The organism is Virgibacillus oceani (genome assembly GCF_041521345.1).
Classification (GTDB): domain Bacteria; phylum Bacillota; class Bacilli; order Bacillales; family Amphibacillaceae; genus Virgibacillus_N; species Virgibacillus_N oceani_A.
Genome location: NZ_JBGOHB010000007.1, coordinates 86,248 through 99,269, shown reverse-complemented (window position 1 = coordinate 99,269; position 13,022 = coordinate 86,248). Strand labels below are relative to the sequence as shown.

Below are 13,022 nucleotides of genomic sequence, written 5' to 3'. Positions count from 1 at the left end.
AGCGTTAATCTACATGATAATTTGCCATTTTTTCAAAGAAGTTAAGGATGTAACTATGGTCTTTTTCACCGTTCCCATTGACAATTTCAGAGCCAAAAATCTCTTTTACTAAGTTTGTTACTGGTAAGGGTACACCAAGTGTATTTGCAGAGGATTGGATATTACTCAGGTCTTTGAAGTTTGTTTCTATTTTTCCACCTGGTTCAAAATCTCGATCAATAATGCGCTGCATTTTTGCATCCATCACCGCACTACCAGCTAGTCCGCCACGAACAGCCTCAAATAGTTTATTTAAGTCAATCCCAGCTTTACTTGCATATACAGAAGCCTCTGCCAGTGCTGCTAAATGCGTACTTACAAAAATTTGATTTGCAAGCTTCGTAGCGGAACCATTTCCAGTTGCTCCCATATAAACGATATGGTCCCCCATCACTTCAAATAATGGCAAGACTTGATTGAAACATTCTTCATCTCCACCAGCCATAATCGAGAGAGTACCTTCGATTGCCATTGGCTCTCCGCCACTTACAGGAGCATCAATGAAATGAATGTCATATTCTTTTAATTGATTTGCGAATTCTTTTGATTCCTCTGGTTTAACAGAACTCATATCAACAATGATCGAACCAGGTTTGGTATTTTTAGCGAGACCGCCTTCGGAAAAAAGCACTTGTGATACATGTTTTCCTGCTGGAAGCATTGTAATAATTACATCACTATTTTCAGCTATTTCTTTATTTGAATCACAAGCATGCCCACCTAATGCAACTAATTCATTTACAGCATCAGTATTTAAATCGAAAAGATATGTTTCATGTCCACTTTTTATAAGATGACCTGCCATCGGTTTCCCCATGATTCCTAATCCAATAAATCCCACTTTCATAAAAATTACCCCCATGTTCAAATAAAATGTTTTCTTTCTACATATTAATTCTATATGAAATCAAAAGAAATGTATATAAATAATTATTCGTTTCGTAAATAAACAAAAGAATTATAAAAGTTATTGAAAGTAAACAATAGATTAAATGCTGATGTGAGTTAAAAATAGACTTAAAATCATGTTTTAAAACATAAGGGTCGACACTCCAGTCTTTTAATTTAAAAAAAAATAAAAATAAATACAAATAAAAGTAATAAAAATTCTAAAAAGTACTTGTAAAACGCTTTCAATCATATTATAATATAAAACAACAAGGTTAGTAAATCGGTTTAGAAAAATCTACTTAAAATCCTTATGTGTTGAGATAAGAAGTTTATAAGACTTTTTACCGGTGCATAAGTAAGTGAATACTTTTACTATTTACAATCTTGTTACATCTCTTTTTGAGGTGAATCAATAAATAACCCTAATCTATTAGGGTAATCGGAAAATCTTCCGATAAAATAACAAATTCCAAAGGGGGATTTAAAATGAAGAAGTTTTTATTATTCTTTGCGGTCTTATTGCTAGTACTCTTTCTGGCAGCCTGTGGAGGGGAAGACGCGGAAACATCTGGTGACGATGATTCCGGAGATACAGAGGAAACAGACGAAACAGATGAAGTAGAAGCGGAGGAATCCGAAGAGGAAACTGAAGCGAGTGGAGATGCAGAATTCACCATTCGTGCAAGTATTGGTTTGAATGCCGATCATCCACAATATGATGGTTTGCTTAGGTTTAAAGAACTTGTAGAAGAAGAAACTAACGGGGACGTTGTTGTAGAAACATACCATAGTGGACAATTAGGGGATGATCGTACAGCGATGGAGGCATTACAGCTCGGGTCTCAAGAGGTAACCATTCCTTCTACAGCACCAGTTGCTAATTTTATTCCAGAATATGCAGTATTTGATATTCCTTTCTTAATGCCAAGTGAAGAAGTAGCTGACGAAGTGCTTGATGGGGAAGTAGGACAAGAGCTATTAGATATGTTAGAAGATCAAAACCTTGTAGGACTAGCATATTGGGAAAATGGCTATCGTGATATGTCCAATAGTGTCGGCCCAATTGAAACACAGGCTGATCTTGAAGGATTAACACTTCGTACAATGGAAAATGAGTTACATTTGGATTCATTTAGTGCTTTAGGAGCAAATCCAACACCAATGGCATTTACCGAATTGTTCACAGCTATGCAACAAGGAACTGTTGATGGACAAGAAAATCCGATTGCAACTATTTACCTTGAAGGCTTCCATGAAGTACAAGATTATGTATCTGCAACAAATCATGTATATACACCATTTGTGTTCTTAGTAAGTAAATCTTTCTTTGATGGCTTACCAGAAGAATATCAAGAAATTCTAAGAGATGCAGCTGTTGAAGCCGGTGAATATCAAAGAGAAGTTAACCGTGAAGCAAATGAAAAATATGTACAATCTTTAATCGATGAAGGTGTTAACTTTAATGAAGTATCCGATGAAGCAAAAGATGAAATGCGTGAAACCGTACAGCCAGTAATTGATGAATTTGCAGATAGTCTAGAATCCAATATTGTAGAGGAACTATATGATGCAATCGAAGCAGCACAGGATTAAAGAGAAATAAATTATCTGAAATCAGAGGAAGGTTAGCGGCGTTATTGGCACAACACCTTTCCCAAAGTCAGGTAAACATGAGATAAAAGAAAGAAGGGAGATTAATAGTTAATCTCTCTTCTTTAGAATTTATTTATTGATAAATTCAGAGTAAATTACTTTATTATAAGTAATGTAACCGCTGTCATTGTTCTTGCAACCATTTTTGAAAAAAGTAGATAGTTAGCATTACATATTTTAAAGGTTAGTGTTCTAGAAGCCATGCTATATATTTATAAGCTATGTAAATTAATCCAAATTATGAGTGCCTGAAATTAACATTCAGATCGTCTGAATCCACTTCCGTAGAGACAGAACGGTATAGCGGTTAGGAAAATCAATTTTATAAAGAGGGATATAAGGAACAGTTTCCAATCCAGCTACAGCATAACTTTCCAGATAGTTTTCTGGTAATGGAACCGTACTCTCAGGGTCCGGTAAATAGCTGAAAGATAAAATGAACGTGAAATTTCCGACCTGATAAACCGTACCGACGCTAACGGTTAAAACAAATAGTAATAAAATCCCTGATCGATTTCTAACTTTTAAGGAGTATATAGAAACAACTGGTGAAAGCCAGTTAAATAAAGGTTTTATTTAAAAATTTTGACACTACGTAAACCAGAAGGGGGGTGATATAGACAGGAATGATAACAGACATACATTTTTCAAGGGGGTGCGTGAGTACAATAATGTAGTGGACATGGTGTATTTAGTTTGTATGATCAACCAGAAAATTCACATATAACCAAAATATGATGGGAACATCTAAATTGGTTGTTGTATCAATTAATAATATCCATCAACACACCGAATCACCAAAAAAAGAAGGGATCAAAGTTATGAAAGGAATGAAAATTATTGAAGAAAAAAGCTAGAAATCTATTAACATATTTTTTAGCGCTGGTTTTTATGTTGGTTTTGTTTACCGATACCGCAATGTCGGAAATCAATACTTCATCGGCAGAGAATTTCAATACTTCATCGGCAGAAGTTGTGCCGCTGAAAGAAGTCTACGAGGACTATTTCATGATCGGCAACGTTGTAAGTCCGTTTGACTTAAACAATGAAGAGAAGTATGATTTCATGAAGTTCCACTATAATGCGCTGACACCCGAAAATGCTACGAAGCCGGACTCTATATGGCGCGATTCAACTGGCGAACCGAATTTTACATCAGTCGACAACATGTTAACTCAAGTCAATACCGACGGTTTCTATACGAAAGGGCACGCACTGGCATGGCATAATCAGTCGGCTGGATGGCCACCGAGTGATCTGAATTATGAAGAGGCAAAGGCCAGCTTGGAAAGGTATATTTCGACTGTCGCTGGGCATTTTAGCGAGGGTGATAATAAGCTCGACGCCTGGGACGTTGTTAACGAAGCATTTAGGGATAATCCGGAAAATCCGACTGACTGGCGGAACGCGCTTCGTTCCGGCATTAATCCAATGGAACGGACGGCCAGATGGTATGAAGCCTACGCTGACGGCGGAAATGGATGGGATTATATCTATGATGCATTCTTGTTCGCACGTGAGGCTGCTCCGGATGCAACTCTGTATTACAATGATTTTAACGACGAAGAACTCCCTAACAAAGCAATCGCTATTGCCTCAATGGTCAATGAGCTTAATGAAAGATATGCGAATGAACACCCTGAGGCAAACGGCAGGAAACTGATCGAGGGCATTGGGATACAGGGGCATTACAACACAAGAATCAATATAGATAACTTAGAGGAAGTTTTAAAGATATATAGTGAAACCGGGACAAAAATCAGCATAACCGAACTCGATGTACAACTCAATGGCACTTCGGCCAGCGTTCCCCCTACAGAGGCGCAATTGGAGGAGCAGGCGGTAGTGTATGCCCAGCTGTTCGCATTATATAAGAAGTACTCCGATTATATAGAACGCGTTACATTCTGGGGCGTGGATGATAACAACAGCTGGCGCAGCTCGGGTTATCCAATGCCATTCGACTCCAATCGTGCACCAAAAGAAGCGTATTGGGCTATAATAAATCCGGATGCCTATCTCGGGCTCGATGAGTTGCCGCCAAAGCTCACGTCGTTTGATTTCGGCGACGAAGATTTCAATGTCGCGGACAAAACCGAATTTGATGTTAACGTGCCAAAGGACGTGTCAAACATTGACTTTTCTGAAGCGAACTTCGCATACGAATATCCCGACGATGATGTTGACGTCGAAGTTACGCTCAATCCAGAAAACGGTGCGGTGAACGCTGGGGAGCCAGCCGTGGCGACGATAAAAATAGCTTGGAAGGAATCCCCAAATATATCGACGACGTATACAGTAAACTTTGGGCATATGACCGCCGAATGGGAGAATGATCTAAACTATCCGGATACGGGCTACAGCTCATCAGTCAATATCCGCTTCAGTGACGGTGAAACCGAACCCAAACTGTTTCAAGCGTTCAATAATATAGACGATGGTAAACTGGCAATGCTCAACAGCAAGGAATTTCAGCCCTTACCAAAACATACAAGTGGCACACTCACTATTAATACAGATAGTAGTATAGACGATGATTATTTGAAAACATTGACTTTGAAGAAATCTCTGTGGGATCAGAACTGGGACCCGATTATTCCAACGCGTGTTACAGATTTCAATACGCCAGAAAATTATTATAGAGTGGCAAAAACTATTGAATCCGGTAATACTTATATCGTTGTCCCCGTCAACTCAAGTCTGGCTCTGACCAATATGAACCTAGACTCCGTCGATCCGACTGGCAAACGAGGGCTTGCGGGTACTCCTGTCACCATAGATGACGATATTATTATAGAACCGGAGCTGATCCAGGACAATATGAGATTTATCTTTAATGAGCAAACCAGCCCCGACCCGGGACAATATACTAGCGAGAACGGATATACTGGATACACAATGTTAAGTCTGGTTCACGGTGGCCTTGTCGCCCCATCTATTATGTATCGGGATTTGAGCAGCGACGATACAGCAGCTTTGCGCACAGACTCAACTATTTCAGATAGTGCATTAGACCGAGCGGTATGGTTTAACACGGAAATAGATCCCGATACAGGCGAGACGACACTATTTTCGCATACTGGTTCAAGTGATGATACTTATGCGCTGCACGGAAACGAATACGGTTTCGTGACTCAAAGAGTCGATTCGCCGGAGGACGATGCATCCCTTCGTGTTAAGCTCTATGAGTACGTGTCCGACTATTTAGACGAAGACTTAACGAGTCTGGGCGTAGAAATAAGCCTCTCCCCGGTGGAGCGTATCGTAAGTGAGCGTGACACCAATATTCCCGTCAAGGCGGATGTCCCTGATGGTTCCAAAGCGGTGTTGAAAAAGGACGGCGCTTCATTGGCTTCCACGACATTCGAAGACGGCCAAGCGATAATCAGTGTTAATGGTAACGATGTTGAGGCGGACGCAAATTATGCAGTTGTTGTCTATGAAGGTTCCGAAATACTTGGCGCGGAAATTCTCCCGGTAGTCACTGTCGACAGTGCGACGCCAGCTGCTACGGTAGAGAGACTCAAAGGTAATCAGAACAGGCTGACAGTAATTGTTAAGGAATTATACTCCGATGGTTCGACGGATGAGGCTTTCACTGAAGAGCTACTAATCAGGAACAACGCGGCAGACGTCTATCAGGTGGGACCATATAAGGTTTATGTGGACACTAAGGGCAACGATCAGATCCGTGAATGCTATATTGTGTCGGATTAATTATCAAATGACGAAGCAACTTTTGACGTTGATGATAGACGGTTAACTCCCTTTGTAAGCACATGACAATAACGCCAGCAATAAAAGGCTGTTTTGCGGGAATGAAGTGAACCCGAGAAAATAGAATATAAAGATGCCTGTCGTAGAAATAGAAAGAATTACGAAGCGAGACGCCGTTTCTTAAGCGGCGTCAGCTTTGTTTTGAGCTGAATACGCTCATGAAATTGTAAAAGTAGATATATATTAGACAGAAAACGTTATGATTCCATAGTTCGCAAGCAGTGTACTAAGTTGAAGTTATTAAATTCCATTTATATAGGTGTTAAACATGAAGATGTTAAAACTGTTACATGTACAATATTTGGGGTAACCTAGATTGTAGAAAATGTCAGAGTGCCATGCAAAGCTTCGTCGACGATTAATTGGGATTGGTGGTGTTGACCCAAGATGAAGTAATATGAGTCCTTGTACGGTGTATGGTAACTTTCCCTTTCGAAAGTATTACTCTAGAAGACTCTGTAATAAATCAATTTGGATTAATCCAACGGTTGTCGGTGAGGATGCGACATATCATTGTCCTGGCACAATCAGTATATGAAAGGAAGAAACATATCAACTGATTAATATGTTTCCATGTATTTCATCAAGATGGTGAATACCTAATAACTGAAAGGCCGGGAAATTTGAGAGGAACGCGAATTATTACGGGGATAAATCCCGGAACGAGTGAAAAATAGTTGAAACTTACTTTATCAGAAATTAATCTGATACAAAGAAAAAACTGTGTGTTTTATTATGGACTCCAATAATAAGGGGGAGAAAATGTGATAGATTTATTTTCTTTAAAAGGAAAAGTAGCTGCAATAACTGGAGCTACGAGAGGGATTGGTCGCACTTTAGCAATCGCGTTGGCGGGAGCTGGTGCTGATATCGTATTGCTACAACGAGATGCCTCACAGCTTCATGTCAAAGAGGAGATAGAAACTTTAGGAAGAAATTGTGAAATTATCCCTTGTGACTTATTCGATATGGAACAAGTGAAAAGAGCAGTTCCTTCAGCTATTGAAGTCTATGGAAAATTAGATATTCTAGTCAATAATGCTGGGATTCAGCGCCGTTCTCCTGCTGTGGATTTTTCAGAAGAAGATTGGGACGATGTGATAAATGTGAATTTGAAAACTGTTTGGATGTTATCTCAAAAAGCTGGACAACATATGGTAACAAGAAAAAGTGGAAAAATCATTAACATCGCTTCATTAAATTCTTATCAAGGTGGTATAACTATTCCTGCATATGCGTCAGCGAAGGGGGCAGTTGCTCAACTTACAAAAGCGCTTTCGAATGAATGGGCCGAGCATCAAGTAAATGTTAATGCAATTGTTCCTGGTTATATTGCTACGGATATGAATGAAGCATTGATCCATGATAATACGCGAAGCCGTCAAATAATGGAAAGAATTCCTGCTGGTCGTTGGGGAACGCCAGAGGATTTTAAAGGAGCTATTATTTACTTAGCATCCAATGCGTCTAATTTTGTACACGGACATTTACTAGCTGTTGATGGAGGTTGGCTAGGGAGATAAATACGATATATCAAAATATGCTAGGGGAAATTCTAGGATTTTTTTATTTGTTCATATTTGTTGTTAATTAATGTAAACAAAAAAAGGATGAAAAAAAGAAAAAAAGTGCTTGTAAAACGCTTGCAAAAGAAATATACTGTATTAAGATAAATCGATTTACTAAACTAATTGATTTCTTAGTAAATCGATTAAGATTATCTATAATTCTTTTGTTTATATAGTAGAAAAGTATTGGCGGGGATCGTTTTCTATAGTTGTTCTAAAGATGGTGACGTCTCAGTTGGGGGGGGCTAAATTGATGAAGGCGGTAACAATTGGTGATGTAGCAAAACGTGCTGGTGTTTCTAAAAGTACCGTTTCCCAATATTTAAATGGTAGATATGAATATATGGGAGTAGAAACAAGAGAACGAATAAAAAAGGTAATTGAAGAGTTAGAGTATAGTCCGAATAAGATTGCCAGAAGTTTAAAACAAAAAAAAACAACAACAATTGGTGTTATTTTGGCAAATATTTTATATGGCTTCAATACGAAGGTAGTGCGAGCAATTGAGGATGTATGTAACGAAAAGGGATATCATGTCATTATTTGTAATGCAGACGATAATCCAGAAAAAGAAAAACGTTACATTGAAATGCTTCTATCAAATCAAGTAGATGGTATTATTTCGATGCCTACACAAAGCAATAATGATCTGTATCGAGATTTATGGAAGCGAAATCTTCCACTTGTATTTATCGACCGTATATTATCTGATATACAGGTGAGCTCTTTACTGCTGGATAATAAAAAAGCAGCAAAAATATGTGTAGAGGAGCTTGTGAGCAATGGTTATGAAAAAATTGCCATCATGACAATGGCTCCTACGACGATATCAGCAAGATGGGAACGTCTAGCAGGTTATAAAATAGGGATAGAGGAACACGGTCTTCATTTTGAAGAAAATTACGTAATTGCATCACCAATTAACGAAATGCAGGCAAGATTAACTAAGCTACTGGAATTACCAAATCGACCAGAATCAATTATCGCCACCAATGACTTAATATTTATGGAAATACTGAAATATGTGAGAACAAACAATATGAAGATACCAGAGGAATTAGCACTTATTGGAATTGATGATATTTCATTTGCGGATATTTTCAACCCTGCGTTAACAACGGTTGCCCAGCCTGCTTTTGATATTGGAAGGGAAGCAGCTGAGTTATTAATTGAGAAAATAAAACAAAGTGATTCTAACGTTGGAGATGTTCACCGTTTTGAACCAAAATTAATAAAAAGAGCTTCTTCCACCAAAAGTAAGTTGAAAACCTAAATATCAGATGTCATCTCCACAAAGGAGGGAAAACCGTGGATGTTATAACAATTGGAGAAACGATGGTATTATTTACTCCGAATTCCCAAGGCCATATGCGTTATGCGACAAGCTTTTCACGCAGGTTTGGCGGAGCAGAATCAAACGTTGCTATGGGATTATCCAAACTAGGCCATAAGGCAGGTTGGATTAGCAGAGTAGGTGATGATGAATTTGGGAAAGCACTCGTCTCCTTTTTAAGAGGAGAGGGAGTGGATATTAGTCAAGTTAAATACGATAAAGATGCACCTACAGGACTGTATTTTAAAGAATTGCGAACGATATCTGAGTTTCGGATTCAGTATTACCGAAAAGGATCCGCAGCCAGTAGATTGAACGTAAATGACATTAATGAAGAATACTTGAAGAAGGCGAAGTATTTACATGTTACTGGAATCACCCCTGCTTTAAGTGAATCCTGTTACGAAACAATTTTACATGCAGTAGAATTAGCAAAAAAGAATGGCCTGAAGGTTGTTCTTGATCCAAATCTAAGAATAAATTTATGGCCCGAAGAAAAAGCTAGAAAAGTACTACTAGAACTTATTTCTCATGCAGATATCGTTTTACCAGGGGTAGATGAAGGACATTTCTTATATAATACGAGGGATCCAAACGAAATCGGGAAAAGAATACTACAATCTGGGGCAGAATTAGCAGTGATTAAAACAGGTGCAGATGGTGCTTATTATGTAACAGAAGAAAAGTCAGAACGTGTACCTGTTGTTGCGGTTAGCGATGTTAGAGACCCTGTTGGTGCTGGTGATGGTTTCTGCGCAGGATTTCTTTCTGGTCTACTTGATAAATTATCGATAAATGAAAGTGTTGCACGTGGAAATCTAGTGGGGTCCGTCGTTGTTAAAGTAGACGGGGATGTAGAAGGTTTGCCTGACAGAAGTGAATTAAGTAAATATGCGTCACATATTGAAGATGTCGCTAGATAGCAGGAGGAAGAACGATGGAAGGTATAAGAAGGATTAAAGAAAATGGGGTTGTTGCGATCATCCGGGGACAGCAGCGTGAAAATATCTTATCCATTATTGAAGCTTTATGGAAAGGGGGGATTCGTACAGTAGAAGTTACTGCGGATACACCTGGAGTGACACTGGCTCTTGAAGAAGCGGTAAAAGAATTTGGAGAAGAAATGTATATTGGTGCTGGAACTGTTCTTGATCCTGAGACAGCAAAACTTGTAATTAATAGTGGTGCGAAATTTGTCATATCACCAACGACAAATGTAGAAACAATCCGTTTAACGAAGCGCTATGGAGTACTAAGTATGCCAGCCGCGATGACGCCCACAGAAATACTAAGTGCTTTTGAAGCAGGAGCAGATGTAATCAAACTTTTCCCGGCAAGAAGTTTAGGAGCGAGTTATATCAAAGACGTTCGTGGACCTTTGTCACAAGTTCCGATACTTCCTACGGGAGGTATCAGCCATGAAAATATGGAAGAATTTTTCTGGGCTGGGGCAATTGGTGTAGGAATAGGCGGTTCCTTAGTGAAAGGTAATATGGATGTTACACCAGAAGAACTAACAAATCTAACGGCTCGTGCAAAGATGTATGCAGACACATTTGCAGAAATCAAACAAAAAGGAGCTGTCTCAAATGAGTTTTAAAGTATTATTTTCCGATTTTGAATACGAATCTCTCGAAATAGAAGAAAACTTAATTAGAGAACAAATCCCAGACGTTGAATTTATATACGCACAGTGCAGAACAGAAGAGGAAGTCATTGAGGTTGCGAAAGATGTTGATGCGATTATTAATCAATATGCACCCTTAGGAAAAAAAGTAATTAATAATTTAACAAACTGTAAAGTAATCGCAAGATATGGAATTGGTTTTAATACGATCGATGTTCCTGCAGCAACGAAAAAAAACATTACTGTATGTAATGTAACCGATTATTGTTTAGATGAAGTATCTGACCATGCGATGGCTTTATTGTTATCTTTAGCACGGAAAGTAACTTACCTTAACAATAAAGTAAAAGATGGTACTTGGGATTACAAAGTAGGTTCACCTATTTTTAGGTTTAGCGGCCGTGAAGTTGGCTTACTAAGCCTTGGAAATATTGCACAAAAGGTGGCAAAAAAAGCACAAGCATTTGGTTTAAAAGTAATTGCCTACGATCCTTTTATTCCAGCAGAAGTTGCAAAAGAATTGAATGTAGAACTTGTTGAATTAGAGGATTTATTCCGTCGAAGTAATTATATCTCAGTTCATACTCCGTTAAATGAAGCTACTCGTGGAATGGTAGGAGAAAAACAATTTAAATGGATGAAGAAGGAAGCAGTTATTATTAATACTTCAAGAGGTCCTCTCATTGACGAGAAAGCGTTGGTACAAGCTCTTGACAACGGTGAAATTGCAGGTGCAGGCCTCGATGTACTGGAAATTGAACCTATCGAAGGTGATAATCAATTGCTGAACATGGATCAAGTTATCTTAAATCCTCATGTCGCATGGCATTCAGAGGAATCTGAAAAAGAATTGAAAGCAAAAACAGCACAAAATGTTGCAGACGTTCTTCAAGGCAAAGAGCCAAAGTACGTGGTTCGCGTGAAGAATTAATCAGATTGAATTGACTTTACACATCAAGATTATTTTTACTTACATCAAGGAGGAAACATAAATGAAGAAATCAGTATTACTTTTAGCAGTGATGTTTTTACTACTTGTACTTGTAGCATGTGGCGGAGGAAACGATTCCGCGACGGAGGAACCAAGTACGGACGCAGATAGCACAACAGAAGAATCATCAGATGTAGATACGAGCAATGCAGAATTCACTATTCGTGCAGGTATCGGGCTTAACTCTGAACACCCACAATACAAAGGGTTGCTAGAGTTTAAAGAAATTGTGGAAGAAGAGTCAAATGGAGGAATCGCTGTTGAAACATACCACAGTGGTCAATTAGGTGATGACCGTTCGATGATGGAGGCATTACAACTAGGTTCTCAGGAAGTAACTATACCGTCCACCGCACCAATTGCGAACTTTGTAAACGAATTTTCTGTGTTTGATATTCCATTTTTATTTCCAAATGAAGAAGTTGCTGATACTGTACTAGATGGAGAAGTCGGACAAAAATTATTAGATATGTTAGATGATCAAAACATGGTTGGTTTAGCATATTGGGAAAATGGATTCCGTGACCTATCGAATAATAGTCACGCAGTGGAAACAATGGATGATTTAGATGGATTAACAATTCGAACAATGGAAAATGATTTGCACTTGGATTCATTTAGTGCTTTAGGAGCAAATCCAACACCTATGGCATTTACAGAATTATTTACAGCATTACAGCAAGGATCTGTAGATGGACAAGAAAATCCAATTGCAACGATTTATCTGGAAGGATACCATGAAGTGCAAGAATATGTATCAAGTACCAATCACATTTATTCACCATTTGTATTTATGATAAGTAAACCGTTTTATGACAGTCTACCAACAGAATATCAAGAGATTGTGAGTAATGCTGCGGTAGAAGCTGGTCAATATGAAAGAGAATTAAACCGTGAAGCAAATGAAGAGTATGTAGAAGCTTTAATCGATGCAGGTGTTAACTACACAGAAGTATCGGAAGAAGCAAGAAATGAAATGCAAGAAGCGGTACAACCAGTTGTTGATGATTACGCTGAGAGTATTGGGCAAGATGTAGTTGATGAAATGTACGAAGCAATAGAAGAAGCAGAGTAGTAATAATTAAGGAGAGGTAACAGGTATATGAGTACCTCTCCTTATTAAAAAAATTTACAATTAATATT

General features: G+C 38.5%; 9 protein-coding genes. 8 read left to right on the top strand and 1 reads right to left on the bottom strand.

From position 1 onward, the window contains the following. Nucleotides 1-4: 4 nt before the first annotated feature. Nucleotides 5-892: a 2-hydroxy-3-oxopropionate reductase gene (locus ACDX78_RS07330; RefSeq protein WP_486026678.1), complete on the bottom strand. Its 888-nt coding sequence runs from the start codon at nt 890-892 to the stop codon at nt 5-7. 524 nt (nt 893-1,416) lie between these two features. On the opposite strand from ACDX78_RS07330, the gene ACDX78_RS07325 reads away from it, so the two are divergent. From ACDX78_RS07325 to ACDX78_RS07290, 8 genes are all read left to right on the top strand, one after another. Continuing rightward, nucleotides 1,417-2,523, top strand: a complete 1,107-nt coding sequence (locus ACDX78_RS07325; RefSeq protein WP_486026595.1) for a TRAP transporter substrate-binding protein — start codon at nt 1,417-1,419, stop codon at nt 2,521-2,523. 900 nt (nt 2,524-3,423) lie between these two features. Further along, the gene (locus tag ACDX78_RS07320; protein WP_486026593.1) at nt 3,424-6,300 is read left to right on the top strand and encodes an endo-1,4-beta-xylanase; all 2,877 of its coding nucleotides are present in this window, start codon (nt 3,424-3,426) and stop codon (nt 6,298-6,300) included. 824 nt (nt 6,301-7,124) lie between these two features. Continuing rightward, nucleotides 7,125-7,883 carry a glucose 1-dehydrogenase gene (locus ACDX78_RS07315; protein WP_486026591.1) on the top strand — a complete coding sequence of 253 codons (759 nt, stop codon included), beginning with the start codon at nt 7,125-7,127 and terminating at the stop codon, nt 7,881-7,883. Between the two features lie 298 nt (nt 7,884-8,181). After that, a complete protein-coding gene (locus ACDX78_RS07310) occupies nt 8,182-9,201 on the top strand; it encodes a LacI family DNA-binding transcriptional regulator (RefSeq protein ID WP_486026589.1) in 1,020 nt (339 codons plus the stop codon). 35 nt (nt 9,202-9,236) lie between these two features. Further along, nucleotides 9,237-10,184 carry a sugar kinase gene (locus tag ACDX78_RS07305; RefSeq protein ID WP_486026587.1) on the top strand — a complete coding sequence of 316 codons (948 nt, stop codon included), beginning with the start codon at nt 9,237-9,239 and terminating at the stop codon, nt 10,182-10,184. A 14-nt stretch (nt 10,185-10,198) separates the two neighbouring features. Then, nucleotides 10,199-10,861: a bifunctional 4-hydroxy-2-oxoglutarate aldolase/2-dehydro-3-deoxy-phosphogluconate aldolase gene (locus tag ACDX78_RS07300; RefSeq protein WP_486026585.1), complete on the top strand. Its 663-nt coding sequence runs from the start codon at nt 10,199-10,201 to the stop codon at nt 10,859-10,861. Beyond that, nucleotides 10,851-11,819 carry a C-terminal binding protein gene (locus ACDX78_RS07295; RefSeq protein ID WP_486026584.1) on the top strand — a complete coding sequence of 323 codons (969 nt, stop codon included), beginning with the start codon at nt 10,851-10,853 and terminating at the stop codon, nt 11,817-11,819. The genes ACDX78_RS07300 and ACDX78_RS07295 overlap by 11 nt, the downstream gene beginning before the upstream one ends. A 61-nt stretch (nt 11,820-11,880) precedes the next feature. Next, nucleotides 11,881-12,954, top strand: a complete 1,074-nt coding sequence (locus tag ACDX78_RS07290) for a TRAP transporter substrate-binding protein (protein ID WP_486026582.1) — start codon at nt 11,881-11,883, stop codon at nt 12,952-12,954. The last annotated feature ends 68 nt before the right edge of the window (nt 12,955-13,022 follow it).